9 protein-coding genes are annotated in these 20,770 nt (G+C 69.2%); 5 read left to right on the top strand and 4 right to left on the bottom strand.

Features of this window, described 5'->3' with window-relative positions; translation table 11 throughout:
- Nucleotides 1-16 precede the first annotated feature (16 nt).
- Genes A3IG_RS0117385 through A3IG_RS30130 form a run of 3 tightly spaced genes read right to left on the bottom strand, consistent with a single transcriptional unit; the run spans nucleotide 17 to nucleotide 6,339 of the window.
- Nucleotides 17-3,745: a pPIWI_RE_Z domain-containing protein gene (locus A3IG_RS0117385; protein WP_018384860.1), complete on the bottom strand. Its 3,729-nt coding sequence runs from the start codon at nucleotides 3,743-3,745 to the stop codon at nucleotides 17-19.
- A complete protein-coding gene (locus A3IG_RS0117380; protein WP_018384859.1) occupies nucleotides 3,738-4,922 on the bottom strand; it encodes a pPIWI_RE_Y domain-containing protein in 1,185 nt (394 codons plus the stop codon). The genes A3IG_RS0117385 and A3IG_RS0117380 overlap by 8 nt, the downstream gene beginning before the upstream one ends.
- On the bottom strand, nucleotides 4,915-6,339 hold the full coding sequence (locus A3IG_RS30130; protein ID WP_236719146.1) for a PD-(D/E)XK nuclease family protein: 1,425 nt from the start codon (nucleotides 6,337-6,339) through the stop codon (nucleotides 4,915-4,917). Before A3IG_RS30130 ends, A3IG_RS0117380 begins: the two co-directional genes overlap by 8 nt.
- Nucleotides 6,340-6,834: 495 nt before the next feature.
- On the opposite strand from A3IG_RS30130, the gene A3IG_RS0117370 reads away from it, so the two are divergent.
- Entirely contained in the window at nucleotides 6,835-8,325 is a 1,491-nt protein-coding gene (locus tag A3IG_RS0117370) for a serine/threonine-protein kinase (protein ID WP_018384857.1), read from the top strand.
- Nucleotides 8,326-8,417: 92 nt separating this feature from the next.
- Here A3IG_RS0117370 and A3IG_RS0117365 read toward each other — a convergent pair whose 3' ends face one another.
- Nucleotides 8,418-10,424, bottom strand: a complete 2,007-nt coding sequence (locus tag A3IG_RS0117365) for an N-6 DNA methylase (protein ID WP_026220366.1) — start codon at nucleotides 10,422-10,424, stop codon at nucleotides 8,418-8,420.
- A gap of 192 nt (nucleotides 10,425-10,616) precedes the next feature.
- Between A3IG_RS0117365 and A3IG_RS0117360 the strand changes: the two genes are divergently transcribed.
- From A3IG_RS0117360 to A3IG_RS0117345, 4 genes are all read left to right on the top strand, one after another.
- Nucleotides 10,617-11,561: a serine/threonine-protein kinase gene (locus tag A3IG_RS0117360; protein ID WP_018384855.1), complete on the top strand. Its 945-nt coding sequence runs from the start codon at nucleotides 10,617-10,619 to the stop codon at nucleotides 11,559-11,561.
- A gap of 54 nt (nucleotides 11,562-11,615) precedes the next feature.
- A complete protein-coding gene (locus A3IG_RS0117355) occupies nucleotides 11,616-13,010 on the top strand; it encodes a serine/threonine-protein kinase (protein ID WP_236719147.1) in 1,395 nt (464 codons plus the stop codon).
- Nucleotides 13,011-13,151: 141 nt separating this feature from the next.
- Nucleotides 13,152-16,385, top strand: a complete 3,234-nt coding sequence (drmD, locus tag A3IG_RS0117350) for a DISARM system SNF2-like helicase DrmD (protein ID WP_018384853.1) — start codon at nucleotides 13,152-13,154, stop codon at nucleotides 16,383-16,385.
- Nucleotides 16,382-20,692 (top strand): Eco57I restriction-modification methylase domain-containing protein, encoded by a 4,311-nt coding sequence (locus tag A3IG_RS0117345; protein ID WP_018384852.1) that lies wholly within the window; start codon nucleotides 16,382-16,384, stop codon nucleotides 20,690-20,692. Before drmD ends, A3IG_RS0117345 begins: the two co-directional genes overlap by 4 nt.
- Nucleotides 20,693-20,770: the final 78 nt, after the last annotated feature.

The raw sequence follows: 20,770 nt of genomic DNA, 5'->3' as shown, positions 1-20,770 counted from the left end.
GGTGGTCCGCGAGAGCTCAGGACACTCCGAACCGTGGCTGGTCGGGGTGGGTGTCGAGTTCGAGCAATGCCTCGTACAGCGGCTGGTAGAGCATGCGCACCAGGGCCGGGTCGGCCGGATCCGGGAACAGCCCGGGTGCCGCGTCGGCCGCGAAGTACGGTGCGAGGACTTCACGCAGCCGGAACAGCAGTCCCTGGTCCCGGAGCCAACGCGCTCGGCCGGCCGCCGGCCCCCCGGGGGCTTGCCGCAGGGCGAGCGCGGGCGCGAAGGCGGCGTCCACCATGACGACCCGAGCCGGTACCCCCCCACGCACCAGACGCCCGATGACCTGCCAGATGGTAACGAGCTGGTCCCAGGCGAACGACCTCTTCTCGTTGTCGGACAGAGCTGAGTAGATGTACGGACGGCACAGCAGGTGTCGCCACACTCGGCGTGCGGTGGCGCGGAAGGCCTGACCGGCTGTGTCGAGGTCTCCCGCCTTGTCGATCAGCTCGCTGAAGGTCCCCTCGGTGAGTCCGGGGTGGTCGCGGACGAACCGCGTCGCCCAGTCGTTGATGGCGAAGACAGCGAGGGTGAGGTCGTCGGGGCGTGGATGCGGCCTGACGAGGAAGAGAACAGTGCCGAAGGCGGCAACTGGTTTCTCGCCGGGCCGCCGGGGAACGGTGAGGATGTTGTGACCACGCTCGATCGCAAGGAGCGGTGCCACCAGCAGTTCGGCCTCATCGTCATGGGCGAACGAGGCCAGGTCGCCGCGCCGCACAACTCCGGCCTGGCCATTGCGGCCAGGCGCCGTGGGCGTGCCGTCGATTGTCTGCCCCAGTTCGGCGTCGTCCGCGGCGAGCACCCGAACGTGACCGCGCCAGCGCGGGATCTCGTTGAGCAGATCGGCGGCGTCGCCGGCCTCCCGGTAGCTGCCGACCAGGAGCAGTGCCCGTCGCCTGCGGTCGTCCGGGATCTGCGCGAGTTCCCGTTGCAGCGGGCTCGTGTTGCCGCCGCGGCCGGGGCGGGCCAACTTCGTGATCATCAGGCGCAGGACATCGGGCCGGTCGTCGAGGTCCTGACCGGACAGCCGGATAGGACGTCCTTCGTCGTCGTAGAGGAACAAGGTGCGGATCTCTGTGTCGCGAACGGCCCGTACCGCTTCCTCCTGGGGTTGCAACACCACCGAGACCGGCGCCAGGACGTGGGCTCGGGTCGAGGTACCCGCCCAGCTCGTACCCGACATCAACAGCACGTTCGGTCCAGGCCGTCCGCGTCCCGGGTCGGCACCCAGCTGGGGGAGGGAGAGGAGCAGCTCGCGGCCGACTCCGGCGCAGCGGAAGAAGCGCAGGGTCCCGGTACGCAGGCCGCTGGCGGAGTCCCTCTTCTCACGGTCGTCGAGCAGGTACTGGAAACCGAGCACGTTGCCCATCGGTGCTTCGGGCACCACCGGTGCGTAGTCCAGCGGTGGACGACGGGCCAGGTCGTTGTCACCGGTATCGAGGCGCAGAGCCGCCTCCACCTGTGGCCACAGGTAGATGACCCGGTTGAGCCGATGGTGCAGCACGGCCACGATGATCATGAACTCCAGGCGGTGCGCGGCCCGTTCGCGCCATGCCTCCCCCAGACGCGGGTGCGTCGGACGAGCTCCGCGCCCGGTGGGCGGTGTGGGTGCGGCTTGTGGGTCGGGACCGGGCGCGCCCGTCAGGAAGCCGTCGAGCACGTTGCGGACGCGCTCTCGGGAGTTGCTCTCGTTCAGGGTGTGCAGCAGGTCGTGGGCTAGACGGGTGAGAGCGTCGGTGGTGGGGTCACGGGGACCCCGGTCACCCAGCGGGTCGTCCCGGAAGCCGTCGAGCAGTCGGTTGATCTCTTCTCGGCGTGCCGCGCACGGGTCCCGAGACACGGGCGTCCCCCGGTCCGGGGGCATGGTGTCGTCCTCGTCGTCGTAGAGCCCCACCTCTTCCTCGACCATCTCTTCGCTCACCGGCTCCGGCGAGGGGTACCACTCCTGAAGCAGGCGCTCCTGGAGCGTCCAGGCACTGAAGTAGTCGATCTGGGCCCAGTCCCGTAGTTCCTTGCTGCGGATCAACATGGCGTAGAGCCGGTTGGTCGCCGAGCTGACCACATCGAGAGCGGCGGACCAGCGTTCCACGTCCCGCTCGGACAGGGGCAGGCGACCCTGTCGGGACAGCTCGGCGATCTCGCGGGTCTGGAGCCGGTCCAACCAGGACTCCGGTCCCTTCCTCACCAGCGTCGCGGACGGGGCGAAGATCTGGTCGAGCTGCATCTGGACCCGGTCCGCCTCATCGACGATCACGATGTTGCTGCGCAGGCAGGCGAGTTCCAGGTAGCGCAGGCGCTCGGCGTTCATCTGCCGAGGTACGGCGGTCTGGACCAGGCTGGCCGGGTTCGCCACCCAGATCAGCGCGTCGGCCAGTTCGCGCGTCGCCCGATGCCGGGGGCAGGCGCTCCACAGTGGACAGGAGTGGGGGTCACGGAGCTCTCCGGAGTCCGCCTCCAAGGGGTGGGCCTCCACCGGGGGAGTGCGGTGTGAGCCTGGTCCGTCTCGTCTGGCACGGAGCCGTTCGAGCTCGCTGAACAGCGGGTAGGTTTGCGACGTAGGCGTCGCGGCGTGCCGGACCGGGTGAAGGCCGCCACACGGCGCGTCCACGTACCGCAGCGACGTGGCGCTGTCGAGGCCCCGTAGGGCGTCCAACGGGCAGGCGGTGCTGAGGTGGTCGAACGCCTTGCTCGTCTGTCGGAGCAGGGAGCGTTCCCCGCGGGCGGCGAGCCGGCGGTGCAGTCGCTGAGTGTGCTGCTCGCGGGTGCTGCCGCCCTGAACGAGGGCGACGGTCAGGCCGAGCCCCCGGAACAGCTCGGTCAGGAACAGTTGCTCGGCGACGTCACCCACCACCAGGGTGGTCCGCAGGCCCCTACGGTGCGCCCACACGGCCACCAGGGTCATCAGAGTGGACTTGCCAGCGCCAACCATGCCGACCAGGTGCGTCAACTGGTCCAGACGGAGGTGGTCGGTGTTCGTGAACGAGATGCCGTCGTCCGTGCGCCTCTGGAGGCGGAGCTCCTCGAGCCGGCGTCGCCAGTGGCCTCGTGGCAGCCCGCGCCGTTCCTCTTCCGCGTCCATCCACCTGGCGGTCTTGGCGAGCTCGGCGCGCGGCACGTCGAGAGGGCTGGACGGGTCGGGTCGTCCGGCGACGAGGTCGTGGCCGTCGGCCGGGGGGAGGACGACGTCGTCGGGAATGCGCACGGAGGCGTGCCGCTGCCGGTCCAGGAAGCGGTAGGAACCAGCCCCGGCCTGGGGGAGCGGCTTGCGGATGAAGGGGGGCAGGTCACCGAGGGCGGCGTCGTAGACGGCGAAGCGGTGGGAGGCAACCGGCGGATCAACCCGACGCGCCGGACCGCCGGCCGCGGGCACGCGGTACCCCCTCAGCCGCTCCGGGAGCCCCAGGTAGGTCTCCAAGCACTGCTCCCACACCCGGCGACGCCGCATGGGCCACAGCAGGTGCCGGGCGGCGGCCAGGGCCAGACGTTCGGACGCGGTCGGCGCGATGCCCAGCGCCCGGGCGAAGGGATAGCCTCCGAGGAGGGTCCAGACGCCGTTGGCAGGCCGGGCGTCGTCGAGAACCTCCAGCAGCCGCAGACCGAGCTCAACCTGGCAGAGCAGGACCGGTGTGACCGTCGAGTGCTCCTCCGGCCATGGCCCGAGGTCTCGTGCCAGGGATTCGTGCCATTGGCTGCGGTCACGCATCGAGATCTCCGTGTTCCGTGCTCAGGGGGGCGATGCGGGCGGAGGGGCCGCGGCTGCCGCGTAGCCGCGCGGTGGCCGCGGCGACGAGCTGGTCGTCGGTGAGCAGGCGCAGGCCCGCCGCTCGCTCGGTGCGCTCGCGCGCGTAGACCTCGAGGTAGTCCCGTCGCACTTCGACCCGGAAGCGCGGGACCACCCAGCACGCCTCGTCGTAGGGCGGATCCCGGCGCACCGCCTCGGCGGCACGCCCCAGGAGACCGGGATGAGCCCAGTCCTTGACGTCGATCGCCCACACGTGTCCGTCGGGGAAGGTGACCCGGAGGTCGTAGGCGTCGAAGCCCGGCCACATCTCCACCGCCAGCCCCCTGGTGCGCAGGCGCGCCTCCAGGGACACCTCCGCCTGCCCCGGCCAGGTGACGAACTGGCGCAGCGGGCGGAAGAGGTGGCGCACCTCGCCGCACTCGGCGGGGTTCAGCGTCGGGGCCGGCGGGGGCGTGCCGAGATGGCGGCACTGGTCCCGTTCACACCACCAACCCTTGTCGGCCATCGGCGTCAGGAGGGTCAGACAGCGGCCACAGGGGGTGTATCCGCCGTCCCTCCGGTAGCTGTCCGGAACCTCGACGTAGATGACGTCCAGCAGGTCACGAACGGGGTCGAGGTAGAGGTCGGCGGCGATGTCCAGCCAGTCGGCCTCGGTCAGCACGGGCCGGGTCACCAGCAGCCGTCGGAACGCGGTGTATGACTCCGGTGACGAGGCCTCCCGGCAGGCCCGCATGGCCTCGTGCACCACCAACCGGTCGTACTGACGGGAAGCGCTATCTCCCCGCCCCTCGACCGCCAGTTCGTGACAGAGCTGGGTCGGCTCTCCCGAGGAACCGTCGATCAGACGGTCTGTGCTCTGGAACCCGGCCTCGTGCAGGCCATCGAGGGGCCAGCTGAACAGCGGTCGGGTCCTGCACCAGCGCAACAGCTCCGGCAGCCCGGAAGGTGGCCTGGCCCCGGCGCGCAGGCAGCTCAGCACCAGGGCGTCCAGGGCGCGCTGCGACTGGGCGGGGTACGGCAGGGTGAAGGAGTCGAGACCGGATACCTCTGCCAGGCGGAGCACGGCAGTGGCGACGTCCCGCAGCAGTCGCAGGTCTTGGTTGTCCAGCCAGTCGGTCGCCGGCGGGGAATCAGACATCGTCGGCCTCCTCGGGTCGCGGGCCCGCATCGGCGTGGTCGGGGGGCGAGGGGTGCTCGACCACGTAGGCCGAACCCGCGGTGCACCAGGGCCGTGCCTGGCAGCCGTGACAGTGCCGTCCGGTCCGTGGCGCGTAGTCGGCGTCGTCCAGCAGCGGTTGCGCGAGCTCGTGCACGACATCACGGGCTTCGTCGACCACTACCGGCTGACTGGGATCCAGCGGCTCCAGCGCACCGTCGTTGCCGTTCAGCAGCTCGAACTCGACCCAGGAACGTCGAGGCTGGGCCCCCATCGCTCCTGCCGCCAGCAACAGCACACCCAAGGCCAGTTGTGGGTACTGGGCCATCAGCGACCTGCCCTCCCACAACGGGCGTGTGGACGTCTTGGTCTCCCGCCAGACCCAGCCTCCGGCGCGCGTGTGGAGCAGGTCCGGGACAGCGATCACCACCACGTCGAGTTCGGGAACGTACGTGGTGACCCGGTGCTGCACCAGGACCTGCTCGTCCTCACCCAGACCGTCCAGCGGGCACAGCGACTGGTGCTCCCGGAGCATGGCGGCGCCTTCCTGAGCGAGCGCGCCCTCCAGTCGGTACCCGCCCGCTGACCAGCTCGTCGCAGAGGTCGGTCCTGGAAGTTCCCTGCACCCTCGAGGGCGGCGAGAGCGGTGGGCCTCGTTGAGCCAGGCGTCCACGGCCCTGCCCCGCCGCGCGGCGTCACTCTCCTGCTGGAGCGACGTGAGTCGCAGGTGACGGGTGAGGTGGTACTGGGCGGGACACTGGGCGTACAACCGCAGGTCCCAGGCGGAGAGCGACCGTCGCCGCCGCGCCGGGACGGTGGGCCTGCCATGCCACAACCGAGGTGTCCGCTGGAGCGTCTGGCACCGGCTGATCGCCTTGCACTCGACGCAGTCCGGCCCGGGGCGTGCCCCGGTATCGGTGGCGGCGCGGTGGAACGCCGGGGCGGCGTGTCCGACGAACTGCTCCTGTACCTGCTCGTCGCGCCAGTCGAGGAGCGTGCGCCAACTGCCGTCCGCGCACCCGAAGGAGAAGACTCTGAGCCGGTGCGGCGGGTGTTTGGTGCGGGTGGCACTGGGCGGGGGCGCGCTGCCCCGTCGGCGGCGAGGTTCCGGTTCGCCGTTCAACAGGACGTAGGCGATGGCGGCCAGTTCGGCCTCGGGCAGGCCTTCCTTCGCCTGTCCGAAGGAAGGCAACCACAGATCGCGGAGCGTACCGTCCGCCGAGGCGTAGGCCCGCCCCCACACGGTGTGCTCGTACTGGCGTGCTCCCCTCGCGTCGGGGACGTCGGTCCGCGCCGTCCGGACGACCCAGGGCCAGGGAATCGGATCGCTGGGGGGAAGCCCCGCTTCGGCAGCCGTCCGCTGCTCGGCCGCACGAGCCGCCAGGAAGCGAGGCACCATCTCGGTCGTCCACCGCACCAGTGCGGCATGTGCTGGGACTCCCCAGCCCCGTAAGTCGCCGCGTCGCAGGCGGAGCTCCTCGAGCACACCCGCGACAGCCCCGCCCTGGTGTTCCACCCGATCCAAGGCGTCGCAGAGCGGGCCGAAACCGAACTGTTGAAGTGGCCCGAAGCCTGGGCGGGGCGCGGGGACAAGTGGGCGTATGGCGGCCCCCCGGTGGGTGGGGCAGGCGCCGGGCTCCTCGCGGACAGTGCCGGGCTTGACGCTGATGAACCAGGAAGATCCGACGACATCGGCATGCATGGAGGGTTCGGTCATGACCTCACCGTGGAGAGACGCGAGTGGAGGTGATCGAGTGAGACCAAGAGGGCTCACTGGAGCAATCTAACTCACCATCGCATGCATTGTGTACTCAGTCCACATCAGTCACATGCTGATAATGATTCACGCTACTCTGGCCGCCGAACGGTCAGAAGAGCGTCGAGAGGCACAGCAGTGGACAGGGAGTCCGAGTACATTCGGGCGAGGGACGTCGTTGGTGATCGCTACGAGTTGACGGCTCTGATCGGCAAGGGCGGCATGGCCGAGGTGTGGCGCGCCGACGACCGCATGGTCGAGCGCGAGGTGGCCGTGAAGTTCCTCCGACCGGATACGGAGGACCTCCGGCAGCTCGACACCGAGGACAGGCTCACCGAGCTCGACGCGCTGCGGGGCAGGTTCCGTCGAGAGGGCCGGCTGCTGGGAACGATCAGGCACCCGGGGATTCCCGAACTGTATGGTCAGGGCACTCACCGGGGGTCTCCGTACCTGGCGATGCGTCTGGTCGAAGGCGTCACGTTGTATGAGTTCCTGCGGCAACGTCAGCCACTCACCCTGCGAGTGGCGGCAGCCGTCGCCGTCCAGATCGCCGAGGCGCTGGCCTGTGTGCACGCGTTGCCGGTGGTCCACCGAGACCTGAAACCGCAGAACATGATGCTCTCCTGGGAAGGCTCCGCCGCCCTGATCGACTTCGGCATCGCCAAACCTCTGGGGGCGGGGGTCACCGCCTACACCCGACACGGTTCTACGCTGGGCAGCCGCGGCTACCAGGCACCCGAGCAGATCCTGGAGAGGGAACCCACACCGTACGCCGACATCTACTCCTTCGGTTGCGTCTGCTACGAACTGTTCGCCGGATGCCCACCTTTCCCTGCCTCCGGGGACAGAGGACCGATCGAACAGCATCTGAGAGACGAACCGATGCCCCTGTGCGTCCACGCCGGATGGATTCCCGGAGAGCTGGACGACCTCGTACTGCGCATGCTCGCCAAGGAGCCGCAGGACCGCCCTGACATCGGCGAGGTGCTGTCGATCGTGCGGTGCCACGCCCCGTCCGAGGGAGATCCTGCCCCCTCGCCCAGGTTGCACCCTGACCCGACGCTGCCGTTCCGCGCCCCGGACCGAGCACGGGTCAACCACGACCTCACCCCAGACTCCTCGCCCGGGGAAATGGAAGCGGAGTGGTTGGACACGGCCCATGTGGAGGAGGCGTGCGCCGCGGCACAGAAGGAACTCGACCGGGGTGAGTCGGGAGCGGCGGTGAGACACCTGGCCGGACTGGCCCCACGCGTCCGCGCTGAATGGGGAGTGCGCCGGCCGCTGGTCCGAGAGGTCTGGTGGCTGGCCGCGGAAGGACTGCGGCGGGCGGGTGACTACGGCGGGGCCGCACCCCTGTACACGTGCCTGGCCGAGGACATGGCCAAAGGTGAGGAGGCCGGGCAGCGGGCGGAACGCGCGGTGCTCCGGCTGCGGGCTGCCGAGTGCCGACTGGTTCTCGGTCAGCTCAACGGGGCGTCGGCAGCCCTCGCGGAGGTGGTCCGCACCATCGAGACGCTGCCGGAGGAACATGCGCGTGCCGTTGGGCGAGTGCGCGAGGAAGTGGCGAACGAACTTGACCGACGGCGTCTGGATCCACCGGGACAAGAGCCTCGAACCGCAGATGGGTGACCTCGTCAGGGACGCGACGCACCCTCGGTTCTCGGCCTGCGCAACCACTGGCTGGCCTCCTCATGCGCCGCTCGCGGCCCCGAGTGGTGGAGTCAGCCCCTCGATGACAGATGCCCGGAGGCAAGCTGTTCGCTGAGGTCACCGATGAGGCCACGCCCGAGTTCCCCCGTCCTGGTCAGGAGCTGCTCAAAGGTGGAGATCTGCCGAAACACCTCACCGTAGCGGCGTTGGTCCTCCAGGGGCGGCTGGAGGACCAGCAGCCGGCGCACATCGACGCGGGACGATGTCGAGGTGTGGGTGCCCGCCTGACGACTGTTGGACGGCGCGCGCAGGCACCCCGCCAGGAAGTGGGCGTCGAGCATGCCGGGCGTCACGTACAACGCGTGCAGTTGCGGTCCGAGGGCGACGGGCGGGCCCTGGTGAACCCAGGCAGAGAAGGCCCGGACCACGCCCACGACCACCACGTCTCCCTTCCGCACCACCACCGCGGAGGCGTCGCCGGCGACCCATGCTCGGGGGGTCCCTCCTTGCAGGAGGTCGGGCACGGTCAGAAACGGCACGCTGTCGCCTCCGGGCTCGCCGTCGAGGACTGCCCCGTCCGGGGGCTGTTGTCCACTGCGCAGGACGACGGTTCCGGCGCGACAGAGTTCCCCGAGGTTCCGGGTGGGCCACTGCGGCACGTCGTCACTGGCCAGTTTCAGGCTGGACAGGGTGTCACGGGTGTCATTGAGCTCGGAAAGGAAGGAGGCGAACTTCTCCCAGGACGCAGCCAGTTGTTTACCCCTGGCAGCCCGGTCGGGGGTGATGTGCCGTCCGGGGGTGAGGTCAGCCTCGTCGCCCAGGAGGTCCACCACGGGGACCCTGACGCTGCTCGCGGCGGGGCGTGAGGAAGGTGGCGCATCCAGGAGCGGCAACGCGGAACCTAGCACGTGGTCGGAGAGCGCCTGCCAGTTCGGTCCGGCGTCCCTGCCGTCAGCACCCCTGTCGGTGTGACTGGTCGCGTCCACGAGCAGGATGTCCTCCGCGGTCGCCCGGTGACTGCCGTCGTCCGGGGTCCGAAGGACCCACAGGTGCAGAGAGACGCTGTGTGGCTGGGCGCACCCCGGCGGCAGGGCGACCACGGCCCGCAGCACCCCGGCCCGCAGCAGCCCCTGGCGAATCCTGCGTCCCGATCGGCGGGACGCGACCCCAGGAGGAAGCAGGAGCACCGCGGTGCCCCCGGGGCGTAGCCGCGCCAGCGTGTGTTGGACCCAAGCGAGCTCTGATTCACTGCGCTGGGGCAGGCCGTACACCCAGCGGGGGTCAGTGGCCAGCTCCTCGTACCCCCAGTCCCGTTCGTTGTACGGCGGAGTGCAGACCACCACGTCGGCGGTGAGGTTCGCGTAGGGGTCGCTGGACAGGGAGTTGCCGTCCCGAACGGTGACGGAGGCGTGAGTCCCCTCGGTATGGAACGCCAGCCGTTCTGCGGCGAGAGCGGCGACGGTCGGGTCGAGCTCACAGCCGATCAGCGTTGGTGACGCGTAGGCCGTCGCGGCTGACATGAGGAGATGGCCGGCGCCGCACGCCGGGTCCAGGACGGTGAACGGGCGGTCAGCGTTCGGCGTCACGAGCGAGGCGATGCCCACCATCAGGTCCGCCAGCTGCGGCGGCGTGGTGCTGATCTGCCGTACATGGGTGTCCAACCACCTGCGCAGCAGGAACTCGAACGTTTCCGCGGGCCCTTCCCGCCGGCCCAGTCGGACGGCTTCGCGGATCAGCTGCCACGCCTGCGGCGGGATGGGCTCAGTGCCCGGCCGGGGTCGGCTGCGCCGCATCCGCCGACCTACCTCCGCGATGGCCAGGGCAGTGGTGTACCGGCTGCCGAGCGCTTCGAACCGGGGCCACAGCAGCTCGAGCCCCCTGGTTTCGCGCAGCTTGCCGTTCGCTCTCAACCACTGCTCCACCGCGTCCAGTGAGAACAGGGGGCTGGCGTCCGTTCCGGCGACGCGTTGCGGGAACGAGTCGTGCCTCCGCCGCCAGTTGCTGACCGCCGCGCGCCCCACTCCGGCAATCCGTGCGATCTCCGCCAGACTGACGGGTACGGGCTGGCTTGACGACATGGAGGATCTCCGTACGTAGGACGGCAGGCCTACCCAAGATCGGGAACCTGGGGGCCTGACTGGCGGCTTGCATCATGCCTTTCGCGGCGCTGGCGCTGTGGTCTACAACACTCTGGCAGGCTACTACGACCATTGACTATGTTCACAGAGTGTCGCTGCCTGCCTGTGCAGTGCGACGTTCGAGGAGGGATCGTGTGCGTGCTCACCGCGGGGGCCGTCCTTGGCAACCGCTACCGCCTGGAGGGGCTTCTGGGATCGGGGGGCATGGGGCGGGTCTGGCTGGCGCGGGACCTCCGCCTGCGACGTCCGGTGGCGATCAAGACTGTCGCCGCCGGGCTGCTGGCCGATCCCGGCACCCGCCAGCAGGTACTGCGCCGCTTCGAGCGGGAAGCGCAGGCCGCCGCCAGGGTGGATCACGCCAACGTGGCCACGGTCCACGACGCGGACGTCGTGGACGAGACCTGCTGGCTCGCCATGCAGCTCGTTGACGGTGCCACCCTCGACCTGGTCCTGGGGGAACAGCCGGGCGAGCGGTTCGACGTCGCCACCGCGGCGGCGGTGGCGGCCCAGGTCTGCTCCGGACTGTCGGCTGCGCACGCCGCGGGCCTCGTTCACCGGGACCTCAAGCCGCAGAACATCATGATTCGCCGTGACGGAGTCGTGAAGATCCTCGACTTCGGCCTGGTCAAGGTGGCCTCCGACGCCGGGGTCCGCCTGACAGAAACGGGAGAGCACCTGGGGAACATCGTGTACGCCTCCCCGGAACTCCTGTCCGGTCGAAGGGATCTCGACGGCAGGAGCGACCTGTACAGCGTGGGTTGTCTGCTCCACGAGATGCTCACCGGGGCACCGCCGTTCCCCCCGGAGCAGCCGGCCCTCCTGGTCAGCCGACACCTGTGCGAGACGCCGCCCACGATCGCCTCGTGTGGGATCGATGTTCCCCCAGGCCTGCAGCGTCTGGTTGACGCCCTGCTGACGAAGGACCGCGGCGGGCGTCCCGCATCGGCCGCGGACGTGTACGCGGCGCTGGGCCCGTTCCTGCCGCGCTCCGAACCCGCCCGGGCCAGCGGGGGCCACTTCGCCGCGGAAGACCCGCTCCGGCCGTTCGTACTTCCCCAGGGACCGCACCGGCAGTGATCGCGACGAGGGCGGTGGAAGTGAGAGGATCGTCGTTCTCGGGGGACGACGGGGGTGGCGTGTCAAACCGTGGAGTGGGGGCGGACCGTGCTGCGGGCCATCGGGGAGCGTTACGAGCTGAAGGAGCGGCTTGGCCACGGCGGCATGGGGGAGGTGTGGGCGGCCCACGACCGGCAGCTCGACCGGTCGGTGGCGGTGAAGCTCTTCGTCCCACGGTGTCAGGGCAGCGCCCGCGCCGTCCTGGAGCGGCGGTTTGTCCGCGAGGCCCGGTTCACCGCGCGCCTTGACCACCCCGGCATACCGATCATCTACGACCAAGGGCGGCTAGATGATGGGCAGCTCTATCTCGTCATGGAACTGGTGCCCGGAACCACCCTCTGTGACCTGCTGAAACACCGCGGCCGGTTACCCGCTGACCATGCGGCCGACATCCTTGCCCAGACTGCGGACGCCCTCACCTACGCCCACACCAGGGGCGTCATCCACCGGGACCTCAAGCCGTCCAACCTGATGCTCACCCCAGCGGGCCAGGTGAAGGTCCTGGACTTCGGTATCGCGGCGGCCCTGCAACCCGACCCCAACGACGAGGCACTCACCGGCACCCACGCCACCCCGGGCACACCCGGCTTCATGGCCCCTGAGCAGGCCGAGGGCCAGGCGACCACTCTGAGTGATCTGTACTCGCTCGGCTGCGTCGCCTACGAACTGCTCGCCGGGGTACCTCCGCTGACCGCGCCCAACGCCCTGATGCTGCTTTTCCGGCACCGCACCGAGCCGGTGCCGCCGCTGTCCCACCACCACCCCGAACTGCCGGCGGCACTCACCGACCTGGTCATGCGGCTGCTCGCCAAGGACCCGACAGACCGGCCCGCCTCGGCCGCCCAGGTACGCGACCTGCTCTCCCCCTGGACCGCGCGGCGGCCGTCTCCGTATCCCGACCAGGCCGCGGCCCGAACCGAGCGCAACGGGCCACCGGCAACTGAGGTGCTGTTCGCGGCGTTTGACGACGAGACGGTCTCCGCCGAACTCCATCGTCTGGACCGGATGCGCCGGACCGGCCAGCCGGGCCCCGCGCACGACGGCTTCCGTTCCCTGGAGACCGTTCTGCGTCGCGACCGCCCACCCACCGACCGGGCCCTGATCACCTGCCGGGCCGGTGCCGCGGCCTGCCTCGCTGCTCTGGGCGAGATTTCCGAAGCTCTCGACGCCTACCAGGCGCTGCTTCCGATCCAGCAGCAGGTGTTCGGTCCGGCAGACCCCACGGTCCTCGACACCCGGCTGGAGATCGCGGTGCTGGTGGCCGGGACCGGCGACCACCGCCGCGCTCACCAGCTTCTGAACGACGTGCACGAGGAGACGCGTGGGCTCCTCCCGGCCCAGGACGACCGGCGACGACGCGCGGAGCAGCTCCTCGTCCGCGTCCGTCGTCTGCTCCACGACCAGCGCTGACCACCCTCATCTGCCGTGAGCTCTGTTCACAGCAGCATCGCTTGCTATGCTGCCGATACCCGGCCAACTACCCGTGTTTAACCGGTAGTTGCATCCTTGCCTGTTCGAACCAGGCGTTGTCCGAGGGGAACACAGACAGCCATGACAGCGACAGACCAGCGTGGCACCAGCCGCCCTCCTCGGGAACCGCTCCCCGAGGAGGGCAGCCTGGTCGAGGTCCGCGGCCAGAGCTGGGTTGTGACGGCCGTCGATCCCGCCCCGTCGCCGTCGGACGCGCCAGCGGCGACCCTGGTGCACCTCCAGTCCGTCGCCGACGGCTACTTCGGGGACACCCTCAGCGTCATCTGGGAGGTGGAGCCGGGCCGTCGGGTGCTGCCCGCGGGCTCCCTCCCCGACGCCTCCACCGGTCGCTTCGATCCCCCAGCCCGCCTCGCCGCCTTCCTCGACGCCGTGCGCTGGTCCGCGGTGGCCTCCGCAGACGTCAAGACGCTCCAGTCCCCGTTCCGCTCGGGGGTGGCCATCGAGCCCTACCAACTCGAACCGGTCGCCCGCGCGGTAGGCGCACCACGCGTCAACCTCCTCCTCGCCGACGACGTCGGCCTCGGCAAGACCGTCGAGGCCGGACTCGTCATACAGGAGCTGTTACTGCGCGCCCGGGCCCGGCGCGTGATGGTCGTGTGTCCCGCGGGGTTGACCCTGAAGTGGCGCGACGAACTCGCCGAGAAGTTCGGCCTTGAGTTCACCATCATTGACTCCGAGCGCTGCGCCCGGCTCCGCCGCACCCACGGCACCGCGGCGAACCCGTTCCGCGTCCACCCCTTGACCATTGTCTCCCTGCCCTGGCTGCGCGGCGCCAAGGCGCAGCGGCTGCTCGACGAGGTCGTCCCCGCCGACGCCGCGACACCCGACGACCCCGGGGCCGGCCCGACGGCGACGCGCAGGTTCTTCGACCTCCTCGTCCTCGACGAGGCACACCACGTGGCGCCCGCGGCACCCAAGCAGGTCTACGCCGTGGACTCCCAGCAGACCAAGCTGATCCGGCGGCTCGTTCCCCACTTCGAACACCGACTGTTCCTCTCCGCCACCCCGCACAACGGCTACCCCGAGTCCTACACGGCGCTCCTCGAGCTCATCGACAACCAGCGGTTCGCCCGGGGTGTTGACCCCGACGAGCAGGCACTGGCCGACACCGTCGTACGCCGGCTCAAGGCAAACGTCACCAACAAGGACGGCACTCCCCGGTTCCGCACCCGGACGTCCAGGGTGCTCGACGTCGAATACACCCCGGCCGAGCGCGAGATCCACGGCCTGCTCAGCAGCTTCGCCGACCTGCGCAAGAGGAGGATCGCCGCGAGGGCACGCGGCGGACGCCGCGCCGCTGACCTGGTCACCCTGCTGTTGAAGAAGCGCCTGTTCTCATCCCCGGCTGCCTTCCTACACACCGTTCGGGTCTACCTCTCGCACGTGGAGGACACCGACGGACGCCCCAGGACCGCCGCCACCGAGGTCCCGGAATGGCTCGAGGACTTCCCCGAACTGGCCGCCGACCTCGACGACCTCGGCCTTGCCGACGCCGAGGACGACGCGCTGACCCGGGCCACCACCCTCACCCCACACGAGGACGGTGAGGAACTGCGGCTGTTGACGGAGATGGAACGCTGGGCACTGACCCACGAGGCCACAGCAGACTCCAAGGCCGACGTGCTGATCGGTGCCCTGCGCGCCATCTGCTGCCCGGACCAGCACTGGACCAACGAGCGCGTGGTCGTGTTCACCGAGTACCGTGACACCCAGCGGTGGCTGCTCGACCTGCTGCGCCAGGAGAAGCTCACCGATGACGGTCGGGTCGCCGTGCTGCACGGCGGCCTCAGCTCCGAGGAACGCGAAACCATCCGCCTCGGCTTCCAGGCACACCCGGACTCCGCTGAGGGACGGGTCCGCATCCTGCTCGCCACGGACGCTGCCGGTGAGGGCATCGACCTCCAGAACCACTGCCACCGGCTGATCAACTACGACATCCCCTTCAACCCCAACAAGCTCGAACAGCGCATCGGCCGGATCGACCGCTGGGGACAGCGGGCGGACCCCGAGATCACCCACTTCATCGGGGCCGGCTGGCAGCAGGCCCCGCCCGGCTCCTACGAGGCGGACCTGGAGTTCCTGTCCCGGGTCGCGCGCAAGGTCGCCAGGATGGAGGCGGACCTCGGCGCGGTCAACGCCGTCATCGCCGACGCAGTCCAACGTCGCATGACCGGCGATCACACCCCCATCGACATCGAGAACGCCAGAACCCGGCAGATCAGGGGCCGTAGGACCGGCGGCGAGGTCGCCCCCGAGCAGAACGTCACTGCCCAGGCACGCCGTCTCGCCGACCAGTACGACGACACCGTGACCGCCCTCAACCTGACCCCGACCACGGTCAAGCGCGTCGTTGACACCGCCCTCGCCCTGGACAACCAGCGGCCCCTCACCCCGTACCACCACGAGGACCACGACGGCGGGCTGTACGAGGTGCCGACGCTGTCAGGAACCTGGGAGCGCGCCACCGCCGGGCTGGCCCACAAGCTCCGCCCCGACGTGCGACGCCCTGTCACCTTCGACCCCCGCACGGCGGCGGAGGGCCGCGACGACGTCGTCCTCGCCCACCTGAAACACCCACTCGTCGCGCTCTCCACCCGCCTGCTGACCGCCGCCGTGTGGAACGCCGACACCGTCGGCCTGCACCGCGTCACCGCCGTGGTCACCGACGACCCCACCGTCACCACCACCCTGGTCTCCGCCTACGCGCGCTACGTCCTCGTCGGCTCCGACGGAACCCGCCTGCACGAGGAGATCCTCTACGCCGGTGGCTGGTTCGGCGACACCGGACGCTTCCGCCGCTGGGAGTCCGTACGGTCCCAGGGGCAGGTCCTCGCCCATGCCCTTACCGAAGGCACCGAGGCAGCCCCCCACCTGCGCCAGGACCTCACCGCCACCTGGCCCAAACTCCAACGGCCGCTGTACGACTCGCTGGCGGCCCGGGCCCGGGAACGCCGCGCCACCCTGGAACGCGAACTCGGCGAGCGGCGCGCCGAGGAGGAACACCGCATCCAGGCGACACTCGACCGGTTCGAGGCCACACTGCGCGCCAAGCTCAAGGAGGAAGGCGACGCGGCCAACGAACAGATCGCGCTCTTCGCCGAACGCGAACTGAGCAGCGCGGAACAGCGCCAGTACCGCGAGGACCGGGAACGCTGGCGGGCTCGCATCGCCGGCCTGCCCGCCGAGCGGACCCGGGAACTCGCCGCCATCGCCACGCGCTACATGGACCCCCGCTCCCATCTCTTCCCCGTCGCCGTCGTCTTTGTGATCCCCGCGAAGGAAGCCCGCCGATGAGCCGCCGCCCCGCCGTGTCGCCCGGCCACGCCGCCGCCAGGGCCAAGGCCCTCGACAGCCGCGCCCAGCACCAGGAGTGGCTCGACCTCACCGAGGTCTCCGGTCCCTTCCTCACCATGCCGGTGCTGCGCCGGACCTGGCCGCAGCTCGACGCACTGGACAGGGACGAACGCGCCCGCCTCCGCCTCCGCCACGCGGACTGGCAAGCCGACCCCCGGTCCCAGCGCGATGCCTGGATCTCCTACGTCCTCGGGTCCCTGCTCGAATGGAACGACGCCCTCGCCCGGCGCCCCGGCCACGACGACGTTCTCGACCGGTTCACCATCGACGTCGGCGACCACGACGTCCAGCTCCGGGTGGACTTCGCGCTGACCGAACCCGACGCGGACCTCACCACGGAACCCGACACGGCCAGCGCCGCCAAACGCGTCCGCCTGCTGGGCATGACCGTTCCCGCCGGAACCGTGCCCACCGCCCGGACCACCAGCGACACCTGGTCGGCCAGCCCCGCCGACCGGCTGTCCCGGCTGCTGCGCCACCATGGCGTCCCCCTCGGACTGGTCACCGACGGCCGCTGGTGGTGCCTGGTCTGGGCCCCTGTCGGCGGCGTCACCACCACGGCCCTCTTCGACGCCATCGGCTGGAACGAGGCGTCCGAACGCACCGTCGTCCGAGCCTTCCGCTCCCTGCTGTCCCGCCGCCGCTTCTTCGAGTACGACGAGGCCGACACACTCGTCGGCCTGCTGAAACAGAGCGTGGAGGCAGGCGAGGACGTCACCGACGCCCTCGGCGTCCAGGTCCGCCAGGCCGTGGAACTGCTGGTGGACGCCATCGGCCGGGCCGACGCCCGCGCCATGGAACACGGCGCGGTCGGCCTGCGCGCCTCAGGAGTGACCGCGAACGAGGTCTACCGCGCCGCGGTGGCGGTGATGATGCGCCTGGTGTTCCTGCTCTGCGCCGAGGAACGCGGCCTGCTCCCCGCCGACAACGAGGTCTATGCCACGTCGTACTCCGCCCGCCACCTCCGCGACGAACTCCGGTCCCGCGCCGACGCCGAGGGCGAGGGAGCCCTGGACCACACCACCACCGCCTGGCACCGGCTGATCGCCCTGTTCCACGCCGTGCGGGGCGGGGTACGCCACCCCGAGCTGCACCTGCCCGCCTACGACGGCTCCATCTTCGACCCCACCCTGTACCCGTGGCTGGAGAACACCACCCCGCTCCTGCCCATCGACGACCGCACCGTGCTGCACATGCTCCGCGCCGTCCAGGAAGTGGAGGTCGGCAGCGGCCGGAGCCGGGAGGTCAGGACGCTGAGCTTCCGCGCCCTGGACGTCGAACAGATCGGCTACGTCTACGAGGGCCTGCTCTCCTACGACGGCGAGCGCGCCATCGAGGACATGGTCACCCTGATCGGCCCCGCCGGCCTGGAGCACAAGGTCCCCCTGCGCACGCTCGAGTCACTGGCGGCCACGTCCCGCACGGTCAAGGACCTCGCCAAGAGGATCCACGACACCTGGAAGGACCCCAAGCCCCCCGCCTCCGCCAACAAGCTGGAGAAACTCCTCACCCCGCTGGAGGGAGAGGCCCTAGCCGAGGCGGAACGCCTGCTGGGGTCGGCCACCCGAGACCCGCGGCTGACCGAGCGGCTGCTCCCCTTCTTCGGCCTCATCCGCCACGACCTGCGAGGACTGCCCGCCGTCATCCGCAGCGGCTCCATGTACGTCGGCACGTCCACCCTCCGGAAGAACACAGGTACCCACTACACCCCCCGCCACCTCGCGGAGGAAGTGGTCCTCCACACCCTCGAACCCCTGGTGTACGACCACGGACCGCTCCAGACCGCGGACCGGAGCACCTGGCGGCTGAAGTCAGCGGACGACATCCTGGCCCTCAAGGTCGCCGACATCGCCATGGGTTCGGGCGCCTTCCTCGTCGCCGCCTGCCGCTACCTCGCCGAACGGCTGATCGAGGCCTGGGCGGCGGACGGCGAACGCGTCGATGCCATCGCCTTCCGCGAGGGCCACGCCGTGGACGCGGTGACCGCGGCCGACGCCGAACAGGACCCCGTCGTCATCGAGGCCCGCCGCCAGGTCATCGAACACTGCCTGTACGGCGCGGACATCAACCCCATGGCCGTGGAGATGGCCAAACTCTCCCTGTGGCTGATCTCCATGGACCCCAAGCGACCGTTCACCTTCCTCGACGACCGGCTGGTGGCCGGTGACTCGCTGCTCGGCATCTCCAGCATGCGGCAGTTGGAAGGCCTCCACCTCAAGCCCGTTGACCAGGACGACGTGTTCGCGACGGCGGCCCGCAGGCGTGTGGACGAACTGACCCGGGAACGGCTCGCCATCACCGCGGTCAAGGGTGTCGATCTCCCCGCGCTGGAACGGAAGCGCGCTTTACTCGCCGAGGTCAACGAACACTCCGCCCGGTTGCGCCTCGTCGGGGACCTGCTCGTCGGCGCTGGCCTGGCAACCTGTGCCTCAGGAAGGGTGCCGTGGTACGACAGGGACGGCGGGGAACGACTCCGCGACCTGTTCCCCCTGGCGGGCCAGATCGTCGCCGGCATGGTGGCGCAGGAAGTCAGCGACGACTCGGAGCTGCTGCGCGACGCCCGCGCCACAGCGAAGCGGTGGCTGGCGAGCGAACTTCCCGACGGGGGCATGGAACGGGTTCCCGTGCACTGGCCCCTGGTGTTCCCCGAGGTGTTCACGGACGGACATGACGGCTTCGACGCGGTGGTGGGAAACCCACCGTTCCTCGGCGGGCAGAAACTGACGGGCGCGATGGGGGAGGCGTACCGCGAGTACCTGGTGGACTTCCTCGCCGACGGCAAACGGGGCAGCGCCGACCTGGTGGCGTACTTCGAACTACGGGTGCACGAACTGCTCAACGCGAGCGGGCAGGGCGGCCTCATCGCCACGAACACCCTGGCTCAGGGCGACACCCGAGAGGTAGGACTGGACCAGCTCGAGGCGGCGGGGGTCACCATCCGCCGCGCGGTGAAGAGCGCGCCGTGGCCGTCGCGTTCGGCGATGCTGGAGTACTGCGCGGTGTGGACCAGCCGGGCGCCGCTGGGGGAGAACGCGGTGACGGTGCTGGGGAGGCTGCCGGTGCCGCGGGGGATTTCTACGTCGCTCAATCCGGTTTCGCGGGAGGCGTCGTGGGCGGAGCCGCTGGTGAGGAATCGCGGACTGGCTTTCATTGGCTCGTATGTTCTCGGACTGGGGTTCACAGTTCCCGAGGAGACGGCGCGTTCGTGGATTGACGAAGACCCGAAATATGCAGATGTGTTATTCCCTTATCTCAATGGGCAGGATATTAACAATCATCCTGAACATGGCTCGGATCGCTGGGTCATCGACTTTCATGACTGGCCGGAAGCTCGGGCTCGAGAGTATTCAAGGGCCTACGGACAGGTTGCTGACCTCGTCAAGCCGGAGCGGGAAGGGAATAATCGAAAAATCTATCGTGATTACTGGTGGCAATATGCGGAAAAGCGCCCCGCCCTAATCCGAGCACTCGAGCCTCTTCGGCAGTGTGTCGTGATGGCAAGGGTGAGTAAGGTGGCCCTACCCGTTATGGTTGAGACTGGTCAAGTTTTCAGTGAGCAGCTATGTGTATTTGCTACGAACGACCCGTCTATGCTCGCATTTCTGAGTAGCGCCGTTCACTATTGGTGGGTAATTGATCGTTCCTCGACCCTTGAAACGCGAGTGCGTTATACGCCAAGCGATGTGTTTGAAACGCTAATTCGCCCACCGCTAACTGAGGAACTCCGGGTCGCGGGCACTCGTCTCGATGCTCATCGTCGCCAGGTGATGCTGGCTAAGAATATCGGTCTCACTGAAACCTATAACTTGTTCCATGATCCGCTTTGTGAAGTCAGTGAAATAGTAGAGCTTCGCCGCTTGCATGAGGAAGTTGATCGGGCGACTGTTGCTGCTTATGGCTGGCATGATCTGCTTGGTGATGTTGGGTCTGCGCTAGGGATTCACTCAACTTGCGATGCATGTATGCTGGATCATGGATTCCATGAAACTGACCAAGGCCCACGTCACACCATTGGCTTAATGGCGCGGACGGAGATAATCGACCGCCTCCGACAGCTTAACCATCAAGCGTACGCTGACGAGGTATTTCTCGGCTTGCATAAGAAGATTAAAAAGCATCCCGGTATGCCCTCGCCTTCCGCTGAGGCGCGCCGTCAGAAGGTCCACGAGAAAAGGGGCCGCGAGTCTGCGGCCCCTGGTGGCGATTTTGCCGACGGGCTCTTTCCGCCTGGCAATGTGCTCTTCTAGTCGGTTTAGTTTCGTTGGTTTGCGACTTCACGCCGCCTTTTTGCGGGTTTGCGGCGTGAAGTTCTTTGCGAATACGTG

The sequence above is a fragment of the Wenjunlia vitaminophila DSM 41686 genome, from assembly GCF_000380165.1.
GTDB classification, from domain to species: domain Bacteria; phylum Actinomycetota; class Actinomycetes; order Streptomycetales; family Streptomycetaceae; genus Wenjunlia; species Wenjunlia vitaminophila.
Note: the sequence above shows the minus strand (reverse complement) of the source record. Positions and strands in the feature narration are given on the sequence as shown.